This window comes from Neobacillus sp. GCM10023253, assembly GCF_042653105.1.
Taxonomy (GTDB): Bacteria; Bacillota; Bacilli; order Bacillales; family Cytobacillaceae; genus Neobacillus; species Neobacillus citreus.
On the sequence record NZ_JBHSHV010000006.1, the window covers coordinates 454,555 to 480,481 of the forward strand.

Annotated in this window: 30 protein-coding genes; 6 read left to right on the forward strand and 24 right to left on the reverse strand. The window is 38.6% G+C overall.

Translation table 11 applies throughout. The features are described from left to right. Position 1 precedes the first annotated feature (1 nt). Positions 2-1,576: a PucR family transcriptional regulator gene (locus tag ACFPA1_RS09485; protein WP_378582311.1), complete on the forward strand. Its 1,575-nt coding sequence runs from the start codon at positions 2-4 to the stop codon at positions 1,574-1,576. 100 nt (positions 1,577-1,676) lie between these two features. Here ACFPA1_RS09485 and ACFPA1_RS09490 read toward each other — a convergent pair whose 3' ends face one another. Both ACFPA1_RS09490 and ACFPA1_RS09495 read right to left on the reverse strand, forming a co-directional pair. Further along, on the reverse strand, positions 1,677-2,960 hold the full coding sequence (locus tag ACFPA1_RS09490; protein WP_378582313.1) for a sensor histidine kinase: 1,284 nt from the start codon (positions 2,958-2,960) through the stop codon (positions 1,677-1,679). 1 nt (position 2,961) lies between these two features. After that, positions 2,962-3,636 carry a response regulator transcription factor gene (locus ACFPA1_RS09495; protein WP_378582315.1) on the reverse strand — a complete coding sequence of 225 codons (675 nt, stop codon included), beginning with the start codon at positions 3,634-3,636 and terminating at the stop codon, positions 2,962-2,964. A 223-nt stretch (positions 3,637-3,859) separates the two neighbouring features. On the opposite strand from ACFPA1_RS09495, the gene ACFPA1_RS09500 reads away from it, so the two are divergent. Genes ACFPA1_RS09500 through ACFPA1_RS09510 form a run of 3 tightly spaced genes read left to right on the forward strand, consistent with a single transcriptional unit; the run spans position 3,860 to position 6,049 of the window. Continuing rightward, the gene (locus ACFPA1_RS09500; protein WP_378582317.1) at positions 3,860-4,315 is read left to right on the forward strand and encodes an FMN-binding protein; all 456 of its coding nucleotides are present in this window, start codon (positions 3,860-3,862) and stop codon (positions 4,313-4,315) included. An 8-nt stretch (positions 4,316-4,323) separates the two neighbouring features. Beyond that, positions 4,324-5,238 carry an FAD:protein FMN transferase gene (locus tag ACFPA1_RS09505; protein WP_378582319.1) on the forward strand — a complete coding sequence of 305 codons (915 nt, stop codon included), beginning with the start codon at positions 4,324-4,326 and terminating at the stop codon, positions 5,236-5,238. Continuing rightward, a complete protein-coding gene (locus tag ACFPA1_RS09510; protein WP_378582321.1) occupies positions 5,216-6,049 on the forward strand; it encodes an RnfABCDGE type electron transport complex subunit D in 834 nt (277 codons plus the stop codon). The genes ACFPA1_RS09505 and ACFPA1_RS09510 overlap by 23 nt, the downstream gene beginning before the upstream one ends. A gap of 133 nt (positions 6,050-6,182) precedes the next feature. Here the strand turns inward: ACFPA1_RS09510 and ACFPA1_RS09515 are convergent, their stop codons facing one another. The 16 genes from ACFPA1_RS09515 to ACFPA1_RS09590 all read right to left on the reverse strand — a co-directional run bounded on the left by ACFPA1_RS09515 (position 6,183) and on the right by ACFPA1_RS09590 (position 19,813). Continuing rightward, entirely contained in the window at positions 6,183-7,202 is a 1,020-nt protein-coding gene (locus ACFPA1_RS09515) for an aliphatic sulfonate ABC transporter substrate-binding protein (RefSeq protein ID WP_378582322.1), read from the reverse strand. Between the two features lie 57 nt (positions 7,203-7,259). Continuing rightward, positions 7,260-8,099 (reverse strand): ABC transporter permease, encoded by an 840-nt coding sequence (locus tag ACFPA1_RS09520; RefSeq protein WP_378582324.1) that lies wholly within the window; start codon positions 8,097-8,099, stop codon positions 7,260-7,262. Positions 8,100-8,112: 13 nt separating this feature from the next. Beyond that, entirely contained in the window at positions 8,113-8,883 is a 771-nt protein-coding gene (locus ACFPA1_RS09525; protein WP_378582326.1) for an ABC transporter ATP-binding protein, read from the reverse strand. Then, entirely contained in the window at positions 8,864-10,234 is a 1,371-nt protein-coding gene (locus ACFPA1_RS09530; protein ID WP_378582327.1) for an LLM class flavin-dependent oxidoreductase, read from the reverse strand. Before ACFPA1_RS09530 ends, ACFPA1_RS09525 begins: the two co-directional genes overlap by 20 nt. Positions 10,235-10,525: 291 nt before the next feature. Next, on the reverse strand, positions 10,526-11,056 hold the full coding sequence (locus tag ACFPA1_RS09535; RefSeq protein ID WP_378582328.1) for a hypothetical protein: 531 nt from the start codon (positions 11,054-11,056) through the stop codon (positions 10,526-10,528). Between the two features lie 45 nt (positions 11,057-11,101). Continuing rightward, entirely contained in the window at positions 11,102-11,638 is a 537-nt protein-coding gene (ssuE, locus tag ACFPA1_RS09540; protein WP_378582330.1) for an NADPH-dependent FMN reductase, read from the reverse strand. Positions 11,639-11,709: 71 nt separating this feature from the next. Then, positions 11,710-11,928 carry a Fur-regulated basic protein FbpA gene (locus tag ACFPA1_RS09545; protein WP_378582332.1) on the reverse strand — a complete coding sequence of 73 codons (219 nt, stop codon included), beginning with the start codon at positions 11,926-11,928 and terminating at the stop codon, positions 11,710-11,712. Between the two features lie 233 nt (positions 11,929-12,161). Continuing rightward, complete coding sequence (locus tag ACFPA1_RS09550) at positions 12,162-12,923, reverse strand: alpha/beta hydrolase (protein ID WP_378582333.1); 762 nt, start codon at positions 12,921-12,923, stop codon at positions 12,162-12,164. Positions 12,924-13,122: 199 nt separating this feature from the next. Further along, complete coding sequence (locus tag ACFPA1_RS09555) at positions 13,123-13,872, reverse strand: ABC transporter permease (protein ID WP_378582335.1); 750 nt, start codon at positions 13,870-13,872, stop codon at positions 13,123-13,125. Continuing rightward, positions 13,873-14,634 (reverse strand): ABC transporter ATP-binding protein, encoded by a 762-nt coding sequence (locus ACFPA1_RS09560; RefSeq protein ID WP_378582337.1) that lies wholly within the window; start codon positions 14,632-14,634, stop codon positions 13,873-13,875. A 154-nt stretch (positions 14,635-14,788) separates the two neighbouring features. Next, positions 14,789-14,956 carry a DUF1048 domain-containing protein gene (locus ACFPA1_RS09565; RefSeq protein ID WP_378582338.1) on the reverse strand — a complete coding sequence of 56 codons (168 nt, stop codon included), beginning with the start codon at positions 14,954-14,956 and terminating at the stop codon, positions 14,789-14,791. A 13-nt stretch (positions 14,957-14,969) separates the two neighbouring features. Further along, positions 14,970-15,311, reverse strand: coding sequence for a DUF1048 domain-containing protein (locus tag ACFPA1_RS09570; RefSeq protein ID WP_378582340.1), 342 nt, complete (start codon positions 15,309-15,311; stop codon positions 14,970-14,972). Next, a complete protein-coding gene (locus ACFPA1_RS09575) occupies positions 15,308-15,652 on the reverse strand; it encodes a PadR family transcriptional regulator (RefSeq protein ID WP_378582341.1) in 345 nt (114 codons plus the stop codon). Before ACFPA1_RS09575 ends, ACFPA1_RS09570 begins: the two co-directional genes overlap by 4 nt. Before the next feature lie 365 nt (positions 15,653-16,017). After that, a complete protein-coding gene (locus ACFPA1_RS09580) occupies positions 16,018-17,634 on the reverse strand; it encodes an ABC1 kinase family protein (protein WP_378582343.1) in 1,617 nt (538 codons plus the stop codon). Between the two features lie 406 nt (positions 17,635-18,040). Then, positions 18,041-19,063 (reverse strand): DUF3231 family protein, encoded by a 1,023-nt coding sequence (locus ACFPA1_RS09585; protein ID WP_378582345.1) that lies wholly within the window; start codon positions 19,061-19,063, stop codon positions 18,041-18,043. A 294-nt stretch (positions 19,064-19,357) separates the two neighbouring features. Continuing rightward, on the reverse strand, positions 19,358-19,813 hold the full coding sequence (locus ACFPA1_RS09590) for a C40 family peptidase (protein WP_213119309.1): 456 nt from the start codon (positions 19,811-19,813) through the stop codon (positions 19,358-19,360). Positions 19,814-20,322: 509 nt separating this feature from the next. Between ACFPA1_RS09590 and ACFPA1_RS09595 the strand changes: the two genes are divergently transcribed. Then, a complete protein-coding gene (locus ACFPA1_RS09595; protein WP_378582347.1) occupies positions 20,323-20,595 on the forward strand; it encodes a hypothetical protein in 273 nt (90 codons plus the stop codon). Positions 20,596-20,786: 191 nt separating this feature from the next. On the opposite strand, the gene ACFPA1_RS09600 is transcribed toward ACFPA1_RS09595, so the two are convergent. The 4 genes from ACFPA1_RS09600 to ACFPA1_RS09615 form a co-directional block, all read right to left on the reverse strand. Then, positions 20,787-21,125 carry a hypothetical protein gene (locus ACFPA1_RS09600; RefSeq protein WP_378582349.1) on the reverse strand — a complete coding sequence of 113 codons (339 nt, stop codon included), beginning with the start codon at positions 21,123-21,125 and terminating at the stop codon, positions 20,787-20,789. Between the two features lie 60 nt (positions 21,126-21,185). Then, complete coding sequence (locus ACFPA1_RS09605; RefSeq protein ID WP_378582350.1) at positions 21,186-21,749, reverse strand: GNAT family N-acetyltransferase; 564 nt, start codon at positions 21,747-21,749, stop codon at positions 21,186-21,188. A 427-nt stretch (positions 21,750-22,176) separates the two neighbouring features. After that, complete coding sequence (locus ACFPA1_RS09610; RefSeq protein WP_378582352.1) at positions 22,177-22,683, reverse strand: hypothetical protein; 507 nt, start codon at positions 22,681-22,683, stop codon at positions 22,177-22,179. A gap of 134 nt (positions 22,684-22,817) precedes the next feature. Then, positions 22,818-23,309, reverse strand: coding sequence for a hypothetical protein (locus ACFPA1_RS09615; protein WP_378582353.1), 492 nt, complete (start codon positions 23,307-23,309; stop codon positions 22,818-22,820). 265 nt (positions 23,310-23,574) lie between these two features. Here ACFPA1_RS09615 and ACFPA1_RS09620 point away from each other — a divergent pair, with 265 nt between their 5' ends. Continuing rightward, positions 23,575-24,411, forward strand: a complete 837-nt coding sequence (locus tag ACFPA1_RS09620; RefSeq protein WP_378582355.1) for a hypothetical protein — start codon at positions 23,575-23,577, stop codon at positions 24,409-24,411. 298 nt (positions 24,412-24,709) lie between these two features. On the opposite strand, the gene ACFPA1_RS09625 is transcribed toward ACFPA1_RS09620, so the two are convergent. Both ACFPA1_RS09625 and ACFPA1_RS09630 read right to left on the reverse strand, forming a co-directional pair. After that, positions 24,710-25,333 carry a thermonuclease family protein gene (locus ACFPA1_RS09625; protein WP_378582357.1) on the reverse strand — a complete coding sequence of 208 codons (624 nt, stop codon included), beginning with the start codon at positions 25,331-25,333 and terminating at the stop codon, positions 24,710-24,712. Between the two features lie 107 nt (positions 25,334-25,440). Further along, positions 25,441-25,914 (reverse strand): hypothetical protein, encoded by a 474-nt coding sequence (locus ACFPA1_RS09630; protein ID WP_378582358.1) that lies wholly within the window; start codon positions 25,912-25,914, stop codon positions 25,441-25,443. Between the last annotated feature and the right edge of the window lie 13 nt (positions 25,915-25,927).

Here is a 25,927-nt window from a genome sequence, read left to right on the forward strand (position 1 = left end):
CATGTTAATTTTTCAGGAAATTATAAGCTCGACTCCTTTTGACAATGCGGAAATACTGGCAGGATGGAAGGGAAAGGACAGATATATCCTGCAGGCTGCTGCACCAACCGACTTGTTGGAAGAACCAAGCCTGTTACTGTTGTCAAAGTCCGGCGACGCCCATTTACTGTTGGCAGATTATCTTGAACATCCAAACATCCAAGGGATTCTTCTGTACGGGGCAGAAAATATACATCTATCTCCCACGATATTACAAATGGCTGAAATCATTGGTAAGCCTTTATTAGATGTATCGGTGTCAAATCCATACAGTTTGCAAAAAGCCATCACCGATTTACAGCAGCTTAAATCGATGGGATTGTTTCATTTGGTTTGGGAGCGTACTACGAATTATTGGCTTCAACTCGGGCAAAGAAGCGGATTGAACGGTCTTTTGGCAAGATTGGGTTCCATCATCGGCGAAGGAATACAGATGTTAAATGAACATTTTTATATCCGAAATTGGAATGGAGATGCTGACCCGGAGGAACAAAGAAAAGACCTTCAAGCAAGCTACTATCAGCAAGTAAAGTCACGGTCAGATGTACTATTCATGCTTAACAACGGCGCCGATGAGTATCTCCTCATGCGGCTGCAATCTGGGGAAATTCTTTATGGCTTTATGTTCATCCAAGTACGGCCTGGCATGATGCTTGACGTAACGATTGAACAGCTGACACATGCGATACCTGCGATTATTTCCATGTTAAAAAGTGAAAAAGCTGTTCTTCGTGCACATCAATCATACAAAGAACAATTTTTAACAAATCTTTTATATAACAATATTGAATCTGAGCAGACGTTAATCAATTTGGGCGGGCAATGGGGCTGGGACTTCACGAAACCAACTCAGTTAATGGTATTGCGCATGGATGTGACCACCAACTTCACTGGTGGTACCATTGACCAAAACGAGATTATTAGTCACATACGCTCGATCGTCCAGGCCAATTTTCTCAACCTGATCGCCTTTCCCATCCAAGGGTTCATTGTCCTGATTATCTTTGATTCCCCTGCTGTGACGGGAATCAATCGGAAAGAATTTATGGTTTCATTGGCTGGAAAAATCCACCACAGTCTCGCACACTCCTTTCCGGGCATCGACTTCCAGATTGGCCTTGGCCGGCAGCATCCATCAAATATGGAATGTTTTCGAAGCTTTTATGAAGCGAAAGTTGCACTGGAGCTCGGGAAGTATGAAACGAAGCACCGTGCTGTTCTTCATTTTGAGGACATCGGTATCGCGAGGCTGCTGGCCAACATCCATAATGATATTTTACATGACTATTATCAAGAAACATTGGGTAAATTGATCGGAATGGATCAAGAAAATGATGATTTTTACCTTGAAACAATCGAAACCTTCTTCACGAATAATGCGGATATCAATACAACATCGGAACAACTGTATATTCATCCAAACACATTAAGAAAACGGATTAAAAAAATTGAATCCCTGCTTAATGTAGATTTTAATCTCTTAGATGACCTTGTCAAAATCGATGTTGCCTTAAAAATTATGAAAATGCTGAAATGAGTTTATCTAACCAAAGAGCGGGACAGTCCATATAGCACAAAAGATATGATAAATTGCTGGTTTCCTTTAGTATTTTTATAAGATCCTTCCATTGATGAAATCAATGGAAGGAGGTGATATGCCGTTTGTTAAGAGGAACATGCATAATAATCTGGGTCCCCATTCCCATTTCACTCGTTGCACGGATTTTTCCGCCATGTAATTCAATAATCCACTTGGCAATTGAGAGTCCAAGACCCGTACCTTCATATTTTCTAGTCCTCGCTTTATCACCTCGATAAAAGCGGTCAAATATCAAAGGCAAGTCTTCTTTAGAGATCCCTTCCCCTGTATCTGCAATGACAATGTGGGCATTAAATCCTTTTACATTACATTGAACGGTGATTTGCCCGTTTTCGGGAGTGTATTTCAATGCATTATCTAAAATAATCATAAATAATTGATAAAGCCTTTCTTTGTCTCCTAGAATTTCCACTGGACTCTGGATTTTAGAGATCATCTTTATACCTTTTAACCTGGCCAATTCCGAAAAATCTTGAACCACTTTATTTAATAAGGTATCTAATTGAACTTTACTAACAATTATCTCAAGCTGATTGGAATCAGATCGTGCTAACGTAAGAAGTTCGGAAATCATTTTCGTCATATACTTAATTTCACTGATTGACTGTGAGATATTTTCACTTTCTTCTTCAATACTGCTTTTTGGGTGCCGAAACAAACGTTCCAAATTCAGCTTCATAACAGCAAGAGGTGTGCGTAATTCATGTGAGGCATCTGCAACAAACTGAGATTGTTTGTTCCAAGCCAATTGTATTGGCACCAATGCTCGATTGGCTAAAAAGAAACCCGCTAGAATGGCGACAACAACACTTATTACACTTCCAAATTCAATAAAGACTAAAAGATGTTCCAACATTTCTCTTTCACGTTCCAAATTATAAATTAATTGTATTCTTTCAACATATTTTGTACTGCCATTGATACTTATTGAATGATGAATTGGAATGTTAATCGTTCGATAATAGAAACTTCCAATATGAACGGTACTTGGCGACTTTGAATTTTTCTCTTCTAATAGTTTATCTTTAGCCTTTTCAGAAATAATATTTTTAGGAATTTCAGCTTGAAGGATATCGTTTCTTCCCCAAAAAAGGAAAATCGTTCGTTGATCATCGTCATTTTCTTCTGGTTTAATAAATTTAGACATATCACCTTTGTGCTCCCGGGTAATATGTGTTTTAGCATGTTGTAATGTTTCATCTACTTCCCGATATAAACGATACTCCATATAAAAATAAAGGAATGTTCCAAAACTGCCTAATATGATTAAGAGTACAATTGAATTTAATAAGACTAATCGCTGCCTCGTCTTTTCAAACATTTTATTCCTCCGTAAGCATATAGCCTACACCCCGTATGGTACGAATGATATCGCCATATCCAAAAGGTGCTAATTTCTTTCGTAAATAGTGGATATACACATCCACAACCGACTCTCCCGCATCAGATTCAATCCCCCAAACACGATCGTAAATTTGGTCACGCATGAGAATTTTTTCTTGATTTTGGATTAAATAATAAAGCAAGTCATATTCTTTTTTGGTTAACTTTAACGTATTCTCCCCAATTGAACATTGCATTAAGTTCGTATCTAAAGCGATTTCACCATAGGAAATTTTTCCTTCAAGACCTATTTTCCCTGCACGCCTAAGGACGGATCTTACTCTTGCTAAAAATTCCTCTGTAGCAAAAGGCTTTACCAAATAATCATCTGCTCCTACATCTAAACCCTTTACTTTATCCGCAACACTATCTTTTGCTGTTAAAATGAGGGTTGGAACATTCATCCCCTTCACATGGAGCTCTTTAATCAGGGAAATTCCATCTAGACCTGGCAGCATGAGGTCAATAATAAGTAAATCATACATCCCAGATTGGGACATGAATAAACCTTCTTTTCCATCTGCAGATTGATCCACTTCGTAACCTTCTTCTTCTAATATCGTTGATACGATTTTTCGAAGAGCCGAATCATCCTCTATGACTAAAATACGCATAATCTCACCTTATTCCTTGTTCTAAAAATGAAAACAATGATTTTAACTATATATTTTATCAAAGAAAGATTTAATTTTTATTAGAAAAATTCTCGTTTTATGACTTCCCTACAAAAATTTTTATTGGAAAGAATTTTCATCTTTCTAAGAGAATTTTAAGATTGCCTCATTATACTAATGTTAATCATTAAAAACCAAAAAGAAAAATTTAGGAGGACTTTTAATGGCTAAAATGGATCGAAAGTTGGTCGTTTTGTGTTCTGCGGCGGTTGCTGCGGTTTACGCAACCGGTTATTTTTCTACGGAAGCTGAAGCGACGAAAACGACATTGAGACAACATCCCCCTATCAATATTCAAACAAATGCAGATCACCCAAGTGTGACTGAATCAAAAAATCAGCCTAAAAAATCATTATATAAAAATGGTACCTTTACGGGCATGGGGGAGAATAGACGCGGTTCGATTGAAGTCGCAGTAACGATTCAAAACGATAAAATTACGGATGTTGAAATAAGCGATTTTGCTATGCATTATTCTGAAAGTGATGTCGTCGGACTGCCTAATGAAGTTTTACAAAATCAAAATGCACAAGTATCGAATGTTTCAGGGGCAACATACAGTACCCAAGCTTTTCAAGACGCCGTACAAGACGCACTCTATCAAGCCCAAAATAGTTAGGAGAATAAATGAAAAAAGCGAAATTATTTATGGATACAGTTGTAGAAATACAGGTAGTGATGAATGGAACAGCATCCAAAGAGCTGGTTGAAACAAAAGTAGACAGGGCTTTTGAAGCGTTCCGGAAAGTAGAACAGGCCTGCAGTCGATTTAGTCCTGACAGTGAATTAATGACTGCCTGCCGAGTCATTGAAAAGCCGGTACAAATCAGCCCGTATTTATTTGAACCTCTGAATTTCGCGTTAGAAATGGCCAATTGGACGGATGGTGAATTTGATCCTGCCATTGGAAAAGTCATGGAGGAGCAGGGATATAATCGACATTATTTAACAGGTAAATCCATAGAAACGCCTGCTGCCGATTCCACAGCTACATTTAGGGATATTATTTTAGATGAACATGACCATACATTATATTTAAACAAACCTCTTGTGATCGATTTAGGTGCGGTTGCTAAAGGGTTTGCCATCGATTTGGCTGCTAACGTACTAAGAGATTTTGAAGGTTTCATGGTTAATGCAGGAGGGGACCTGTTTGCCGGCGGAATGGATTGGAATGGACGCCCATGGAAGGTAGGAATTCAACATCCCTTAAAAAAAGATCAAATCATTGATGTGATTGAAATTTCGAATGAAGCGGTTTGTACCTCTGGAAGTTATGAACGAAAGAATGCCAACATTCCTGGGATGCATCACATTATCAATCCAAAAACGGGATATTCACCTAATGATTGCGTCAGTTCCACCATTATTGCACCTTTTGCCATGATGGCGGATGCCTTTTCGACAACTGCGATTTTGTTTGGCCGTGAAAAAGGAAAGACATTAATCGAAAGCGTTGGCTTAAGGGGACTTTTCATTACACCTGATTTACAAATTGTGAAAGTTGGAGGAACACAAAATGACAGCAAAGAAATGGCTTAAAACACCAAAAGGTTATGTGACCCTGGCGATGATTATTTACCTGTTGATCGCCTCAATTGGGTCTAAAGATATAATGGGTATTAAAAATGTTTTCGTGGCTGTTTTCGTTTCGGTCATCGTGGACATTCTTTGTCGTACAATGAAAAAAAGCAAATGGAGCATGCCGGATAGTGCCATTATTACAGGGTTAATTATATCCTTGATCATAAGTACAACGTCATCTGTAGGAGTCATTGCAGCAACGGCTGTAATGGCTATACTTTCCAAGTATCTTCTGGTCTATAAGAAAAAGCCAATCTTTAATCCTGCAGCCATTGGTTTGCTTTTATCTGTCCTTTTCTTCCATTCTGGACAAAGCTGGTGGGGGGCCTTCGGAGATCTTCCCGCTTGGACGATTGCGTTTCTTATAATTGGAGGATACGCCATTACTAACCGAGTCAATAAATTCCCTCAGATTTTCGCATTTTTTGGTACATCTTTTTTACTATTGCTCCTTATCGGCTATTTCAATATTGGAGGTGAAACGGATGCCCTCCGTCCACCTTTTATAAATGCTACTCTCTTCTTTGGCTTTTTTATGCTTACAGATCCGCCTACATCGCCGGCAAAAGATAAAGATCAAGTGATATTCGGAATCCTTACGGCGGTTGCGGGAACGCTCACTTATGGACTTTTTGGAGGATTGACTTATTTGTATTTTGGGTTAGTTATCGGAAATTTCTATTCCTTCCTCAAAAAACGCTCGTCTTCAAAGGCCTCATTGAGCCGTTCTAATGTAATAAAGAATAGAGGTTTGCAAACTTACAGATAAAGTGAACTAAATTAGTGGGAATTGTATTACCCCCACACTGATCAATAGGAACTAAGTTTAAAGGGGCTTTTGGGGAGCCCCTATCTGCCATAATATACATTTTAGTTATATGCTAGAAACACTTTCATTCACCCTATTTGTTTGTTAATTCCTTCAATGCCTGCTCTACAAATTTGTTTTCAATTACTTTGGACGTATCCAGCTTTTTATTAATACCGCCAACAGAATATAAAAAGTCAGCTTGTTCTTGGTGTGCTTTGCTAAATTCAGCTGTAGCCGGAGACAAAATAGGATCACTTTTTTTCAAAACCGTTTCAATGATTTTCACGTCAACCTTTTGTGATTGCGCGATCTCCTTTGCTACCTCGTCAAGGTTTTCGACGTAGTGCCTGCGGACCTCTTCATATGTTTTTAAAAATAAGACGGTTAAATCGGGATGTTCTTCGGTAAATTTTGTTCTGGCAATCAGAAAGCTAGGTGCATTAATATTCAAGTCCTCTCCGGTCGCTAGTTCTTTTGCTCCCGTTTGAAACACAGCTGTCGTCACATAAGGCTCCCACACAGACCAAGCATCAATGGAGCCATTATCCAATGCCGGTCGCGCTTCATCCGGCTGGAGCTGAATAATCTCGATATCTTTATCTGTTAAGCCGGCACGATCCAATGCCATGTATAAAAAGTTATAAGCACTGCTGCCTTTTGCGACACCTATTTTCTTATTTTTTAAATCCTTTAATTCTTTAATGGAGCTTCCTTTCGGTACTAAAATAGAATTCCCCTTTCTCCCATCAGCTGTAACACCAATGGCCTTAAAATCGACATTCCCTGACTGCCCGGCAATGACTGGTGTACCTCCCACAGACCCAAAATCCAGCCGGCCTGAAGCCAATGCCTCAAAATGCGGCGGTCCGCTTGCAAACTCATTCCAGGTCACTTTTACTCCCTCTTTTTCAAATGCCTTTTCAAAGTATTTATGATCTCTTGCATAAGTGAGGATGCCTGTTTTCCCTTGAACCCCTATGTTCACAACAATTTCCTTATTCGTAGCCTTTGACGAAGTTTCAGAATTTGAAGACGACGCTGCGCAGCCGCTTAGTAAAAGTAAAATAATGACGGCTAGTAAGCTATAATATTGCACTAATTTTTTGGACATGTAATTACCTCCATTTAAACATATATGATTAGTCGGATTAAAACCAAAGGTTCCCCGTTACCCCTTGAAATTATCCTGCCATTTTAATAGTCTTTTTTCGAATACCTTCACAATGGAATCTGAAACTTTACCAAATACAGCAAAAATGATAATCCCTACAAACACAATCGATGTTTGCGAGAATTGCCGTGCGTCCATGATGAGATAGCCGATCCCTTCACTGGAGCCCATTAATTCGGCCGCAACCAGCGCCAGCCACGCAACGCCTATGGACAATCGCAATCCTAATAATATGTTTGGCAGCGCTGAAGGTAAAATCAATCGTGTAATCAGCTGCCAGCGATTAAACTCCAATACTTTTGCCACATCAAACAATTTTGAGTCTACAGTTCTGATGCCTAAAAATGTGTTCACATAGAGCGGGAAGAATGCCCCTTTTGCAATCAACAATATTTTCGAAACCTCGCCAAATCCGAACCACAGAATGAACAATGGAATCACCGCCAGTGTAGGTACGGTTCTCAGCATTTGGATGGTCGGATCTACCGTTTGTTCAATATTCTTTTTAAAACCAACCGCCACTCCGACCAACAGTCCGAGGGTCCCGCCTAATACGAATCCACCTAAAGCTCTCCATAAGCTAATTTTAAAATGCTCTATTAAATTACCAGTTAAAACTAAATCAATAAAGGTTGTAAGGATCGCGCTGGGTCTTGGCAATAGTGTCGGGGATATCAGGCCCCAAGCCCCTGTCAGTTCCCAAATGACCAAAATGACAATTGGAAAAATAAATCCTTTTAACATGATGGTTACCTTGCCTAGGTCTCTCTTACTTTTTAAAACTCTCTTTTTTGAGGAGTTTACTTTATCCAAAGATATCGCTGATTGGTTACTCATTTTTGAACCTCCTTTAAATTCCGGCGCTATCGATTAGCTCTAACTCTTCCACTTTTTCGAATTCCCTTAACACGAGCTGCCGAAACTCTTGAAAGGACTTGGTTGATTTTTTTCGTGGAATTGGCAAATCGATGTTGATTATGTTTTGAATCGTACCAGGCCGTGCACTCATAATAATGACTTTGTTTCCCAAATATATCGCTTCATCAATATCATGTGTCACAAAGACCATCGACGTTTTCTCTTCCTTCCAAATATCCAAGAGCGCATCCTGCATATGCGACCTGGTAAACGCATCTAATGCGCCAAAGGGTTCATCCAGCAGGAGAATCTTTGGTTTTCTCAGTAATGCTCTCGCGATCGAAACTCGCTGCGCCATACCGCCTGATAGTTCCTTTGGATACGCTTTTTCAAATCTCTCCAGCCTTACAAGCTTGATTAGCTTATCTACATTCTCTTTTACTTCGCTATCCGATAATGGCAGGCTTGCTGCAATATTCCTTTCCACCGTCAGCCAAGGAAACAGTCGAGGTTCTTGAAAAATAACCCCTTGCTTGATGCTTGCACCGGTCACCCTTTCTCCATCTAATTTGATTTCACCTGAATACTCTATATCCAACCCCGCCATTGCTTTTAGGAGAGTACTTTTTCCGCAGCCGCTTGGCCCGATAATCGTAATAAATTCACCTTTTTTGACATGTAAATCAATGTTGTTTAAAACATGCGTCACATCCCTTCCTTTTACAAAGGTTTTATTTAAATGGTTAATTTCTAATAGTGTCATAGTAGTCTCCTTTTATTTTTTCAAAATGATTAGCTGGTCTTAATAGGCCAAGGTGATCTCGTAATGTTCGTCCCGTATATTCTTCTCTGAAGAGTCCCCTGTTCTGTAGTTCTGGAATGACCAAATCAACAAAATCCTCCAAACCGCCTGGCAAATACGGCGGCATAATATTGAAGCCATCCGCTGCACCATTTTCAAACCATTCCTGCAGCTGGTCCGCGATTTGAACAGGTGTTCCTTTAATTTCTCGATGACCCCTGGCACCCGCCACCCGCTGGTATAATTGACGGATTGTTAAATTCTCTCGATCTCCTAAATTCTTGATGAGCTGGAATCTTGTTTTTGCTCCGTTTATATCATTGATATTCGGTAATTCTGGCAGCGGCTCATCTACTGGATAACCAGTTAAATCAAAGCTAATAAGCGAAGACAGCAGTCCAACTCCCACTTTTTCCGGTATTAATTCAATCAGCTGTTGCTTCTTTTCATTCGCTTCCTTCTCTGTCCTTCCGATCACCGGAAACACACCTGGCATGATTTTCAAAGAGTCTTCCGTTCGGCCATATTTCTTTAACCGGCCTTTTACATCCTGATAAAAGGCTTGCGCCTCACCGATGGTCTGCCAAGCTGTAAAAATGACTTCTGCCGTCTTCGCCGCAAGTTCCTTCCCTGCTTCCGAAGAGCCTGCTTGAATTATCACCGAATGTCCTTGGACTGGTCTTGAGATATTTAATGGTCCTTTTATGGAAAACCAATTACCCATATGGTTTAAGTGATGCACAAGATTAGGGTCTGCAAATCTCGCCGATTCTTTGTTAATTTGTAGGGCAGCGTCCTCCCAGCTATCCCAAAGCTTCCTGACCACCTCGACAAATTCTTCCGCGCGTTCGTACCTCAAACCATGCTGGAGATGATGTTCCTTACTAAAATTCAGCGCCTCTTCCTCGCTTGAGGATGTCACCACATTCCAGGCTGAACGCCCGCCGCTAAGATGATCAATGGTGGCAAACTTTCGTGCGAGATGAAAGGGTTCATTATAGGTTGTCGATGCTGTGGCCGCCAAGCCAATATGCTTAGTTACGGCTGCTAGTGCGGCAAGCAAGGTTAACGGATCGGGTCTTACATTGACGCTCTGCTCAATGCCGACGCCATTTCGGTCATTTACCGCATAACCATCTGCGAAAAAGATCATGTCAAATTTGCCGCGTTCTGCTGTTTCTGCCAGTTTCCTATATAAATCAAAAGATAGAATCTGTTCTGTTGGACTTTCAGGATGCCTCCAAGAAGCTACATGATGGCCTGGAATCATAAAAAATGCCCCTAAATTCATTTGACGCTTTTGATTATTCATTACAATCGTCTCCCTTATGTTTTTTTATATAAAAAGGCCTGCCTTTTAATTTGTATAAGGCAGGCCTTCGTTTGTACGATCGGCGGCTTTTGTTGGTTGGGGCTCTTCGTTCGGACAGTTCCTCTGCTTTTTTCACCAATTTTGTCCGAAGGGACTCTTGGTTCGGACACTGCCTTCTCTTTTTCAACAGGTAATGTCCGAAGCGACCCCTTATTCGGACACTTCCTCTTCTTTTTTCACCAGTTTTGTCCGAAGCGACCCTTGGTTCGGACACTTCCTCTGCTTTTTTCATCAGTTTTGTCCGTAGGAACCCTTCTCATGATTTTTAATGAAGTCATTTAGTTTTTTCATTAGTCCTCCATGACCAAATCTTAAAAATTTAGTTGATTCGGTTTTATTTTCCTGGTAGGCAAAATCCAGAAATGCTAAAATAAAAATCCTTCTAGGTGCAATCTGAACAATACCATACTCGAAAAACCAATCGTCAATCATGTTATATACTCCGCGATTAACACGGTATTGGTGGTTGCATTTTTGAAAGAAGTGTAGGTCAGGAAGATTTAAAAAATGGTTTGTTATTAAATTGTTATTCTCGGCTGACAAAGGCAACTCCATATTGTTTATGGCGTTCTTTTGCATTTCCATACCTCCTATTCTCATCAAATCCAGCCTAAACCAAGATTTTGGTTGCTGATATTTAATATAGTAGCTTCGCCGTTTTTCGGGATGGTTTTTGTTGTCGTGCTGTTTAGTCCAGGCAATTAATAAAAATAAATACAGGATTAAGATGACTAAAATGAATTTGTTTACGTGTGGTTTCATTGGTATACCTCCAAGAAAGTCTTTTTTGGTATCCAAAAATTTGTATTAATTAATGGCCACTATCTTCTCCAGCAATTCCAGTACTGCTGATGCCAGCCGTTCTTCGAGCTGCGGATCGACAAATTTGATTTCATCACCTGTATAGCTAACCTGTGCGTCCACAATATAAACTCCTTGTAGAATTTCCCGTGCGCCCAGAACTGAAAATAAAGGTTTAAATGCATATTCAAGCGTTAATAAATGAGCAGGGGTTCCACCCGATGCAATCGGCAGCACTATTTTGCCTTCAAGCCCTTTTTCAGGAATCAAATCAAAAAAGCTTTTTAAAATCCCTGGATAACTTGCTTTATAGACCGGACTTACTACAATCAATGCATCCGAATCCTCTACCAACTTTTGGGCTTTATTGATTTCCGGGTGGTTAAACTGTGCGTGAAGCAGTGCTTCTGCGGGCAGCTCCCTTACTGACAGATGCTCCACCTTCGTTCCCTTTTCAGCCAGGATATTTTTAATAAATGCAGCAACCGCAGCGGTACGTGAAACGCTCGTTGGACTTCCCGAAATAATTAAAATGTTTGTCATCTTTATCTGCTCCTCTTTTTTAAAAATTTAAAAATAAAAAGGCACCTAACTCTAATAATAGTTATGGACCTTCAGGTGCCTGATCGGTCATATTTTTTATTCCATTTGATTAACCCTAGATTCGTATGTGGGTGGCAGGTTTGTATAAATTGCCGATATTCATTCTCCAATTCAGATAATGACAATTCAAAAAGATGTTTATCAGCTTTCTTATAGACGTTAAATGCAATCAATTTATCTATTAAACTTTGCCGTCTTTGTTCCACCGCTTTCCTAAGAAGGTTCCCCAATTAAAACACCCCTTATATTTAGTTAATGTAGACAAAAAGGCCTTGCAATGTTTAATCATGTGATTTCAACATCGCAAGGCCTTCAGTAGACTGATCGAACCTTTATTATTCCGATTGGATAACTTTGAATTATAATTTATCAGCATTTTCCATCATTGTCAACAACAAATTGATGCACGTGGACTGTTCTCGTGTCCCAAAATGTTAAAACCATCCACGGCGAGCTTTTTAGTCTAAACTAAAACTTTTTTTTCAATGATTTTCTCTATATATGTTTGTGAATTCTTGATGATTGCATCTTTGTCATAATCCATCGATGCCACATGATAAGAATGATAAAGTGTCACCACATCTTTTTGTGCAGACCCAATATGATTGAATATATAATCCGTGCACTCGTGAGGAACTACATGATCCTCAAGGGATTTAAAGCAAAGGATAGGCTGTTTGACCGTTGGGATGATATCAGGCGTTTTCTTCATGAGCGCTTGGAGTTCATGAATGGACTGAAGTGGAACTTTGTTATAGGTTATTTCATGAACACCTTGTAATCTTATATCCGGCGAACCTTCAGGAAGAAATCTTGGTTTTGATTTTCCAACCAAATATTCATAGTCTGGTAAACTTAAAGCAGCGTTTATGGTAACGAGTCCCTCTATATCTGCATATTTTTTTGCCAACCAGAGTGCTAATGCCCCTCCCATCGATTGACCGATGACAAAGATCGTGGAGCAGCGTTCCTTTAAAAACTTGTAACCTGTTTCCAAAGCTGAAAACCAGTCATGATGCGTAGTATTCTCTAGGTCCCGATAATGCGTTCCATGACCTGTTAACCTAGGGGCATAAACTGTATAACCCAGTTTGGAAAATTCTTGTCCCAAGTATTGCACACTTTGAGGTGTCCCCATAAATCCATGGGAAATTAAGATGCCCGTATCGTTCCCTTCAATAAAAAATGACTCGGCTCCAGCCAAAACAGGATATTGTTCTTTCATCCCAAGTCCCCTCCTTAACGACCATTTCCATTTTTCTAATTAAAAGGATTATAATTCATATTATTCCTACCTGTCAACTATGAATTATTCGAAATATGGGGACGGTTCTCGGGTCCCAAGATCATTTAAGCAGCCTTCCATGTGGAGCAAATACTTTTATCGCAACGGCTGACTATTGATTTGGCTAATCATGGTGTACTTACCCTAACTGGCGTTTAAATTGTTTATTGGCGAAGAAGTAAGCGATGATCATAATGCCGACGCACCAGGTAAGCGCGATCCAGATATCGTTGCCTACAGACCCTTCATACAAGAGGGCACGAATCGCATTCACGATTGAAGTTACGGGCTGGTTCTCAGCGAACACACGGACAATTTTAGGCATGGTTTCGGTGGGGACAAAGGCCGAACTGATAAACGGCAGGAAAATCAGCGGGTACGAGTAGGCAGTCGCCCCTTCCATGGATCCCGCTGTCAATCCGGGAATGACTGCCAGCCATGTCAGCGCCAGCGTAAACAGCCCTAGTATCCCAGCCACCGCGAGCCAATCCAGCATATCAGCGCTGGAACGAAAGCCGATCAAGAGCGCGACGAGGATCACGACCACGACAGTAAGCGCATTGGAAACAAGCGAGGTCAACACGTGAGCCCATAATACCGACGAGCGCTTGATGGGCATGGTAATGAAACGAGCCATCAGCCCGCTTTTTACATCCGTAAACAGCCGCACGGAAGTGTATGCGACGCCGGATGCAATAGCCATCAGCAAGATTCCCGGCAATAAATAATTGACGTAGTTGTCCGTGCCTGACTCTATTGCGCCGCCAAATACGTAGACAAACAGCAGCATCATCATAATTGGCGTAATCGCCACCGTGATAATCGTATCCGGGCTGCGCATGATGTTGCGCATTAAACGCCCTAGTAATACCCCTGCTTTGCTTTTCATTTACATCTCCTCCTTTTTGCCGATGATCGCGAGGAAAATTTCCTCCAGTGTCGGCTGCTTCTCGATGTACTCCACTTTTGCTGGCGGGAACATCTCTTTGAGTTCGGTAAGAGTACCGGTCGTGATGATTTTTCCGCCATGCAGGATGGCGATACGATCTGCCAGTTGTTCGGCTTCCTCCAGGTACTGGGTTGTCAGCAAGATGGTCGTGCCGCCGCTGGCAAGCTCCTTGACGGTATTCCAGACTTCAATCCGCGCTTCGGGGTCCAGCCCTGTTGTCGGTTCGTCGAGAAAAATGACTGCTGGCGTCCCGATTAGGCTCATGGAAATGTCAAGCCTGCGTTTCATCCCGCCTGAATATTTGTCCGCCCGGAGGTTGGCCGCATCGGTCAGGCTGAATCTTGCAAGCAAATTGTCGGCGACTTGAGAAGGATTAGAAACTCCCCGCAACTTTGCGATCATCATCAGGTTTTCCCTTCCTGTGAGCATGCCGTCTAAGCTAGAGAACTGCCCTGTAAGGCTGATGCTCTGTAGAACATGTTCCGGTTGACGCTGGACGTCATAGCCGAAAATACTTACTTCGCCGCAATCGAGTTTCATCAGTGTCGAGAGGATGTTGACCGTAGTCGTCTTGCCCGCTCCATTTGAGCCCAGCAGTGCGAAAATTTCGCCACGCCTCACCTCAAAATCCACCCCCTTTAAGATTTCCTTATCTTTAAATGATTTTTTTAACCCTTTTACAGAAATCGCTGCCTTGCTCATACTTTTTTCCTCCTTATAAAAGTACTAGATTGCCTATAATACCCTACTTAGTCTGACTGATATTCAGTATTACTTACTACTGTGTTAAAAATATAACTGAATAGTGAAGGTGTGAACACATTACATTTGTAACCAGCTATTCAGTCGGTATGATCTATTGAATTTTCTTTTTTCCCAATCGCTTCATGATACTCTGATTCAAATCTTCACGATACTTGTCAACATAGGTTTTAGCGTTTGCCGCTAGTTCGTCGGCAAAGGAAGCCAAGTCGTCATCAGTGGTAGTTTGCGTCTTTATTGTCGATGCTAGGCGAAAATCCACACAGGAATTGCCGTTAGCCACGACCAATCGTATCGTTCAACTTCTTGCGATACTTATCCTTCCAAGTTTGCTCATCCTTCACTAGTTCGTCGCAAAAAGCAGCCACGTCCTCGCCCGTAAGGTCAGTGACTTTCTTGCCTTCCGCTGCTCCTTCCTCGAAGAGGTCGAGAATGCCGATAAAGATACGGCTGCTGTCCTTCCAGTCGGTAGGACCACCACCAGCTGTCCACATATATTTTTGTATAGCTTTGTAAGCGTTGTGGTATTCACTTGGAAGTGCCTTTGCACGTGCCTCCATCGCCCTCCATTCCCGCTTGTCATCCAGACTTCCGATAATTTTTTCAAAAATATTCATTTTACTTCTCTCCTCTTGATTTTATTAGTTTTGAGTTCGTTAATTTTACCTGCGACGAATTCCCACTTTTTCCAAAATATTTTAAGTTGCTCTTGACCTGCTGCGTTGAGTGTGTAAAATTTTCTCGGCGGTCCCATAGTGGATGGCTTTTTCTCGATGTCCACTAGATTGTTTTTCTCAAGCCGCATTGTAATCGTATAAACTGTGCCTTCAACCACATCAGTGAAGCCAAGTTCTCGCAGCTGTTGCGTGATTTCATAGCCGTAAGTTTCGCCGCGGCTGATGATTTCAAGCACACACCCCTCAAGCACCCCTTTCAGCATTTCCGTGATATTTTCCAATTTATTACCTCCATGTATATTTTACTTATATTTTTTTCAGTACTCTGTAACACAGGTATTTTGTGTTACTGATTACTAGTATATAGTATTACTGAATAGAGCAGTTTGTCAATAAAACTTTTCGTCAAAAAAGCCCGTTTTTACGACGTCAAAGATGCTTTTATTAAATTTGACAGCTAAGACTTTATCCAGACACGTTTATTCTCAAGAAGATCTAAATAATTTAAAATAATTGGTGAAGGGGTTGATGACCAGGAACTCACTCATTTTGGTAGACTTGATTTAAATGTTACAACTATTCAAATAAGTTTTATCTCGTTAAATCACTTAGAATAATCTTTTTGTTACATTAATTATTTATTTTACTATCTTCGTTTTTCATGCATATACTTCATCCATTTTCTCTGTTTATAACTACAAATAAAATACCCGACAAAAGACACGACGGTTACTCCACAGGAAATCTGCCATATAAAAGAGCTAACTGTATAAATGCCTACTACAATTCCTGTGAATCCGATTAGTGTTAATTGAAATAACTGCTTTTTATGATTTTCATAAATAGTAAACTGAAATTGTCTTCTTTGCTCAATCTCTTTTAACAATTCTAATTTTTGAGGTGCATCTAAAAATTCCATAACAGAATGGAATATTTTAAAAATCGGTTGTGATTGAATCCATTGCCACACAAAGGACCATTTATTCCCTTGTTTCCCCAGCCACTCAATAAACACAGGTTTCAATAAATCAATTAGTTCAGAATCTGGTGCCAAATTTCGAATAATCCCTTCAATCGTTACAAAAGATCGGCCTAAAAAGACAAATCTTGTTGGGACTTGTATGGGCAAGGCTTGGAGTAAATCATTCATTTCCATTTTTAAAGCAAATATGTCCATTTCTTTTAATTGAGATGGCTGTATAGCGATCAATTCAGCTAATAAACGCTCAATTGTTCTTGACTCAGCTTCAGGCTGCAAAAATCCTAAATGGATCAAACAATCAACAGCTTTCGGATAATTTTTCGAAAGAATGCTTTGGATTAACCCTTGAAAATAAGCTGCATCCTGTTTAGAAATCTCCCCCACCATTCCAAAATCAAGCAAGATAATCTTACCTTCCTTTGATATTAAAACATTACCTGGATGTGGATCTGCATGAAAAATACCTGGTTCAAGCCATTGAGGAAGGAATACTTTGAAAAGCCTCTTGGCAAGCTCCTCTCGGCTTTCTGTTAATAGATTTAACCCCTTCATATCAGTGAGCTTTATACCTTCAACCCATTCCATTACAAGGACATTTGGGGTGCTAAGTTCTGGGTATACCGAAGGAATCTGCACGACATTCATATCCTTAAATCGTTCTCTAAAAAAAAGAATTGTGTCTAATTCCTTTGAGTAATCAAGTTCACGCTCAATCACTTGTTTAAGTTCTTTAAACAGAACTTTAAAATTAATGAACCCTTTTGGCATGGGAACAAAGTGATCAGCAAACCAAATGATAATGCTTAAAGTACGGAAATCTGTTTGAATTACCGAATCAATATTAGGGCGTTTTACTTTAATGGCAACCTCTGTTCCATCTTGCAGCACCCCCTTATATACTTCTCCTATCGATGCAGAAGCAATTGCCGTTTTTTCGATTGAGATAAAATTTTTATTTAGTGAATTCCCCCATTCCTTTTCAAGGATTTCCTTAATTTCAATCCAGTTTGAAGGAGGAACATGGTCCGTAAGATCTTCAATTTGATGAATAAAAGCACTGGGTAATAAATCAGCACGGGTACTTAAAAACTGTCCGATTTTGATTAGCAGTCCCTCTAATTCAAATAGGGTTTTTCTAAATCGTTCCCCAATTTCACCCCATAGTATTTCCCACTTGTCTTTAGGTTTTCTTCGAATTTTATACCAATAGATTTGAAGGAAGATAATAAAGGACATAAAAAGCAACTTTCTTGTTCGAGTTAACTTGTTTCTCGTTTTCATTAGCACCCCTCTTTTCTTAACTATTTTGTTTTGACTTTATAGAAAAAAGCCTGTAACAAAAGGACATAAAAAATCCTATGGTGACAGGCTCCTCCAGAAAACACGCTATTTTATTACTTAAACTATATCATAATTATTGTTTGGATTTTTCCTTTTTTTGAACTTTTTAACAATATCTCTTTAAGCTTTCCGGCAAAATTGGTTTTAATTTAAGATTAAATTTTAAATTTTTTCACAAGAAATTTTATAGGTGTTCCTTGTAATTAACTTAAAAATGGTTAGTACTGAAATTGGGTCCATTGGCTGACATTACAGCCCCCAAAATTAATATATCAGGAAAGTAGATAAATCCTAATGGAAATGAAAAAAGTCCTTATGCTTATTTACAGAAGGACTTTAAATATGTTTATAATTGATTCTTTTTCCTAACTAGTTCATCTCTATCCGAGGCCATTGGAGGCTGTTCCAACCATCCATTTTTTATCATAATATTGGCACCATCTTCAGCATACAACTGCACTTCTAAGGATAGCCTGTTATACATTGCACTAATATCACCTCTTGGACTTTGACTGACAGCTGTACCGTAATACCCCACGCTCAAAGTAACCAAACCAGATGTGTAGAACATCATAAGTTTATCAGAAAATGTATACGCTGTACTATTCGTTATTTCCGAATCCCATCCCATAGGTGCAGGGAGTTTACTTTCCTCTAACTTTCCTCTAAATAATTTCATATGTTTATTCCCAATTTCTAAACCCTTTAAAAAGAATTGTTTTACATCCTTATTTTGTGCAACCTGACTAAATCCAGTGAGTGCCGCAACTCCCAAAGCGTTTCTTTGGAGATTGGCAAATAAAGCGTCTACTTCGGCAGCGGTTAATGGTCTTTTCTCTCCAAACACATCTAACATAAACCATTGCTTTTTCACAAATTCAACCTTTTCTAAATTTGGCAAGCTGGGAGACCTGATAAATAATCCTTTTGACAATAATAATTCCGTTGAATTTTTATATAATTGCATTGTTTCGGTAAGGCATTCCATATAATAACTTTTAATGTCATTTCTTACAGATGCCGCTACACTTCCAGCATAAGAAATGAGACCAATCTTAGACATTTGGTTTATAAAATTAAGTACAAAAGTGTCAGAATAAAGTCTAGGAGCGGATAAATCTACATCCTCTTTTATACTAAAACCGCATGGTACAACATTTTTTTCCTCAGTTAAAATTGCTGTAATTTTTTGAATATGTGATTGAGATAACTCTATAGCAAATTTAATAATAGGCTTAATTTCATCATCCTCAGCTTTTTCTAAAAAAAACGAAAGAACACATATGCTTGAGCTATCATTTAAGTATTGTATCCAAAGTTGAGCAATCTCACCTGCTGTTAGCCTGATCTGGTTCCCTGTTTCCTCCATAAGTAACCTCCAAAAAAGATCTACTAAAAAATACCTTCCCCATAAATTTCGTATAGTATGTATTAGTTACCTTATAAAAATCAACCCTGTAAGCACCCCAAAAGTCAGAATTCAGCTCTAACTTTTGGGGTCAGTACAGAAGTGTAGCTCTTTTCTCTCATGCCCCCCGTTTGTTTAATAAGAGCTTAACCCTCAAGATTTTCAATTACTTTCAAAAAACCCTATTTTAGGAGTAGTTTTTTTAGTTAAGAAAAATACTATTAAATGAAAAAAGATCATCGTCATCGATGATCTTTATACTCGCTTTGCTCCAATATATCTAGGATGCCAATATGGGTTGCTTGTGTAGGTGATAATAACCCCTTTTGATGAGGATGCCATGATCATTTTCCCGTATCCGATATAGATGGCAACATGGGTCGGAGCACTTGCTTTGGATGGTCCATAGAACAGTAAATCACCTATCTGCAAATTAGATGGTCGATATCCGTTTCCATAGTACATTTGGGCAGCAGTGCGATTAAGTGTTCTTCCCGCTTTTCCGTAAGAATACTTCACAAGACCTGAACAGTCAAAGCCGCTTGGCGACATCCCGCCCCATCGGTAAGGAACTCCGATATTAGATTTCGCAATCGAAACCGCTGCTGTATGATAATTATAAGTTGCTGCTTCCGCATTATCACCCTTGGCGGCGAACAAAGAGCCACAAGAAGCTAAAATGGTAAAGGCTACGATGAATTTCTTTAGCATGATTGTTTCCTCCTAGTGTGATTTGATAGCTTCACTATACTAGAAAGGTATAACAGACTCATCACAACAATATGATAATCTCATTACAAAGTTTTTCTAATATAATTAAAAAGCGCTAATTAATTATTTTTTACATGTTCAGAGCTGCTTTCTTTTTGCTATTAACCTGCCCTCTTTAGCTGAACAAGAAGAGCGATTGCTCTTATTGAACAATCGCACCCGTTACTTTAAGTGTAATACTTCACCAACTTTGCCACTAAATTCTTGTTGTTGATAAGTATCTAAAACAAATATGGTGGACCTAATAACTATTTCCAAATACGTTTGATGAAAATCTCCATTTTTTTTGGATATAAATCCATACTGACTTGTTGTACAAGCATAAGATAAATAGAATCTTATAATAAAGGAGGACAGGTATGAACGTATTTGCAACGCTAATCTCTTTTTCTCCAAGCACTGGTACACTCACCTACAGCGTTGATGGCGTCACACAGACGTCCACCGTCGTGTCTACGACGAAACCACTGCATGCACCACTAGAACGGTTCTTCCCCTCCGACCCAATTCGTCCACTAGTCACACGCTGGAATACACTGATTGAGGGTATCAAAGGACCAGTGACCTTCGGTTCGACGACATCTGACGTCCTAGACAGTTTCGCTGCAATCACAGCCGACTTAGCGGCTAATGATGCAAAAGTGCAGATTCACGTGAAACCGAATAGCGATACCGTAGCCTCTATCCGCCCCATTCCATTTCTTCCACCACATCCAATATAATTAATTAATAATTTTCTTGAAGAAAGCACTTGAATTAGTGCTTTTTTTTGTGTAAATCCCTGTTTCGAAACCTACCGATATTTAGTTTTTTTATACTTGTTTAACTAACCCGCCCGTTACTTAAATAAGAAAAGAGCTTTACTCCAAATAAAAGTAAAGTACTCCGTTAGTGAAACAAGCAGGTTCATCATTTACCTCTCGTTTAATTCCTCTAGCCACTGTATATACCACTCTTGAGGTAATTTTACCTTTGATAAGTCCATATTCTCCAATTCTTTTAATGAATAGGAATTATCCAAAAATAAATCCCATTGACATTCTATATCTCGTGCGACAGTAACTGCAATTTCAACGATTGGTGATAATTCAGCTTCATCAAAGACCATTGTAAAATTATCGCACCACTGAGCAAAATCATATTGGGAGAAATTATTTTCACTTTTAGATATACGACTTAATAGCCCAACTAAACTTTCATATGAGTATGGTAAATTAATTGATGTTTTATTCAGGTTCCAAGATGCAGTCACATTCTTACCCCCAATTTTAAGAAATGCTACCCTTTAGTTTAAGTGTAATTGTTCACAATGTTACTTTATTATAGAATAAACACAAGTGTCAGTTAGTTTGTTACCATCAGCGGATAAATCATCATTTCTTAAAGTACCTTCTAATACAAACCCAAGTTTTTCTGGGATAGCACGACTTTTAAGGTTTGTTGATTCACACCTTATTCCAATTCTTCTAAATTTGATATTATTTAATCCAAAGTTAACCAATTCCTTTACAGCTTCTGTCATATATCCATTACCGCTATATTTTGTATTAATCCAGTATCCAATTTCACATTTTGGAATGTCCCAGTCAATCCCATGGAGGCTCGTAGTTCCAATAAAGTCATTGCCACCTTTATCAAAGATAAGAAAACGAAAACTTTCTCTCTTTAAAAAATTTATATGAGCATTCCTTAACATTATCTCTGTTTCTTCAACAGTAGGAGGTTCTTGGAAAAGTGACAACCACGATTTTAATTCATAAAAGGAATCTCCAATTGCTTGGTTCACAATTTCTCCGTCACCAGCTTGTAGTGGTGCTCGAAGCATTAGCCTTTCTGTTTCTAATTTTAAAGGAACATCTAACAACAATGGGTTCATTTGATTTTCCCTCTCTCTGAACTTTTTAAATTAATAATGAAAATCAGTGAAATAAAAAAACTCTCACCTCCAAGAAATAAATCTTTAGGACGAGAGTTGTAACTTCGTGGTACCACCTCAGTTTGTTGAAACGTCACCATATCAACCTCTTCAAGTACTTTCATACCCTATCTTTCTATCTTAAGATCCCGTCTTACTATCCCTATTTTTCATTAGATTGGTAAGAAGTTCCGAGGCTTTATTCATTAAGACGAATACTACTCCTTTTCAGCAAACAGGAGCTGTCTGTAAATATCCACTAATTAACTACTCTTATCATCAACTTTATTTAATGCGGAATTTTCTGGATATTATATCCTCCCAAGTTACTCTTGTCAAGAAATTCCTTGTTGAATTAACCTGCCCGTTAGTTGAATAAGAACAATGGTCAAAACACCCTTGGATTATCAATAACTAACCACATATTTTCTTCATCAAATCCAACTACTGTTCCTATTATTTTGTGTCCTGGATAAAGGTTTTCTGGGTGCGTACTGTCGCTACATTTATTGTAGTCAGCGATACCAATTACATCTTGTGAAACATTAATAATTACCCCTTGAGGATAAAAAACTTCAATTATGCCCTCAATCTCAACTCCAATAGGGAATTTTTCTTTTGTCTCGTTCCATTTATCGATAAGGTCATTTCTATATGTGTACCATACACTAAAAAATTGTTCTTCATTTATCTCAGAACCACCGTACTCTATAATTTCATCAATTTCCACTAGTCCTTCGGCTAAATAAAAATGATGTTCTTCGTCTTTACGGTTGGAGGCTATGTACTTGTTTGGTGTTACTGCAATCTGTTTTGTTGCATAACCATCATCAATTTCTATATATATAGTGCCTCCAATATAGTCATCATCGTCCCACCTGAAGTAACGTTTCATAAAGTCAGCCCTTCCCATTCTCTCCTAGTTTAAATAATACCACTTCTTCTTCAACTAAACTGCATCGTTACTTCAATAAAAAAGCATTACCGTTGTTCCAGTAATGCACCCGTTACTTTAAGTGTAATACTTCACTAAGAGAAATCCATAAAATAGCCATTTAAGGTTACTGTTGCTGCTTCAAATGTTTTACTAAAACCAACTTCAAACGGTTCTGAAATAGCCACTCCACTAGTTAGACTAATACTCCCTCCTCCGTTACCCTCAATATCTGTTGGTTCTGTAGCACTTTGGAAATATACCTGAGAGTTGGCGGGGACTAATATCGATAAAAATGGATGTATTCCAGAAGTAGGATTTATGGGGCTAGATAAAAAAGTAAAATTTATATCCATTAGGATAAAAATCTGATTTTCGGGAATTTCAAAAGGTGCTTGAGTACTATCTGGAAATATCCTAATAAAATCTCTAATGATAAAATCGTTATCTAGTCTACCTCGTACTGTTACTAAATCACTCGGCGCTCGTCCTAAATGTGTGTGATTTGAAGGAAAATTAGTTACCGAAACTGGCCAAGCGTTGGCTGGCGTGTTTGGTAACCCCTGATCTACAGTTTTATCTGACAATAAAATCCACCTCCTTTTAATGGGAATAATATATTTTATTAAAATAGTTCTATTGATGCTTAGACAAAACTATTAGTTTATTAGTGGATTTTTATAAAAAATCATCCAAAGCTTTTCTTCAAGTAACCTGCCCTTTAGTTCAATAAGAAAACGGGTTCATCGTACCAACTCGTTTTTGAACATAAGCATCCGTTTGTTTAATAAATAATTCCCTTCAAATGAACAATAATAAAACTAAATGTCAAAAAGTAAAACGGTGTCAAGAATGAGAAAAAAGATAAAACTTTTCAATAAAAACTCAACTCCTTTTTTGTTGTTAGCAGTTTTTCACTTAGGTATGTTATTGATATTGTTAAAACGTAAAAAACAAAAGGATGTGTGGATTTTACTATTATCAAATATAGGATTTGCTTATTTATTTGAGTATCCGACCCTCAACTTATTTAATGGTTATAGATATAGACCTTCAATAATGAAAAAGCGTGTTTTTGACTCAGTCTTGGGAGCAATCTTTTCTCAAGGAATTTATGTACCAATTACAGCTACTTTTCTAACTCTACTAAATAAAAACTGGAAGTGGAAAATAAAGTTCAGCATTTTTTATTATTGTATTGAAAAATTATTTTTACAATTAAATATTTATAAAGATTATTGGTGGAAACCTATATACACTCTAGTTTTAATCAATGTATATTTTTATATTAGCGATGGGTTTTATAAGGCACTTTCAACCCAAAAAAGATGGGCAATGGTAATTGCTCATTACTTGTCTATTGAAGTAGTTTGGATTACTGTTATATATATTTCTGCAATAAAACGTTTGATTCGATTTGGGCGAGGAAATTTACATACGTGGACTGAACATTTTAAAATCGTACCTCTATACAGTTTGATACTCTCCTTTATCGCTACCATTACTTCTTCAAAGACTGGATTGCTTTATAGAATACTACTACCAATAAGCCATATATTTATTGATCTAACATTGGTTAAAATGAATATCTTAAAAATGAATATCAACCAATTTTTAGTTACCAGTTCTCGATATTTAGTAATGACATTTATTTCAAGATTTTTTTATAAAACAATACACAAAAAATAAAGTATCCATTTTCATGAATGGTCATCTTTCTACCTCAACTATTCTGCACTGTTACTTCAATAAGAAAAGTGCCTTGCTCCAATATTGAAGCAAAGCACCCGTTCGTAATATAAGGTTAGCCAGATTTTTCTGGTTGACCTTTTTTTATATGGTTTACTTTAAGTACAAAAATCTTTATCTAATATTTTCATAAATATTCATGCTAAACAAATTATTGGGGATTGGGCTCCTTTATTTTATATAACGAAGTAAATAAAAATGGATATGTACTCGAAAAAAATGCAGCGGAAACCAAATTTTATCCATCTAAACACCCATTAAATCCCCATTTCGTCACAAACCCCGGACGGCTCCAGATGTTAGCTTTGTTGCGTATGGCTAGCCGTTCATCGTCCTTAAATAAAGTTAGATATTTATAGGGAGGTTTCATTACGTAAGCCACCCGCGCGAATCCATCCTTCAGCAGGCTTTCTTGAACCGACTTTCCATCGACATACACATAGGCTAGCAACCGACCGTAGGAATCCCTTGTGTTCCCCTCTTCCCATTCCAAAGTCAAGACTCCTGACTTCACCAGCTCGTCATTCCTAGAAAAAGCTTCTTTCGCATAGGGCTGGGTGCACATTCCCGGCTTTTTCGATTCCGGGGTATCAATCAATAAATAGCGGACCGCTTCAACTTTTCCGTTCACTCTTGCACGGATTGTATCTCCATCGATGGTTTCTACTAGAACCGCCGGTACCCGCTTCTGTGTATAAAACGTAGAGACTATTGCAGGAGTCGTTTCCTTATTCTGTTGAACACTGCTCCATTTGTTTTGCAGGGATCCCGGCTGCAATGCCAGAAAAGTTGCTCCTGCGATAAGGGTCATGCCGGCAATTTGCTTTTTTATTAAGCTTCCCCTCCCTGCCTGCTCCGGCAAATTCTAAACAATCATCGTCTCCTTGTTTTTTCACCCTTTATTTAGTCAAATGAATCGAAAAAGGACAGGGTCGGGTCGGGTAAAAAAACGATGCAAAAAAGTGTACCTTAATCCGGTACACTTTTACTAAAAAATTTTGCCTTTTTCAATAATGCTTTTAATACTATACCTATGACAACACCTGGAATCACGCATACCATTGGAAACCAAACTGTTCCCAAGGAAACCCCAAATAACCTTACTTTTGCTGAATATATAAGGCCCACAGTCACGAAAAAAGCACATAGAACAAAGGGTAAGAACGAATAAGGTTCTTTACCGCCACCTGCATCTTTAAATGCATCCCACATGGCAAAAAAATAGACACACGGATAAAACATTAGCCATTGGTATTCTGTCTTGTCAATGGCTCTTTCAATTTCACCGTTAAAACTAAGCAAGATTAATTCATTAAAATGAGATTGACCATTAATAAGAAATTCTAATGATATAAATATGATTCCTTTAAGGTATTTTCCATTCAGTAATTGACCAAATCCAGGGAGTGCGATACTCCATAACAATTTTTCTTTTGGATTCAAATCATTCTAACCT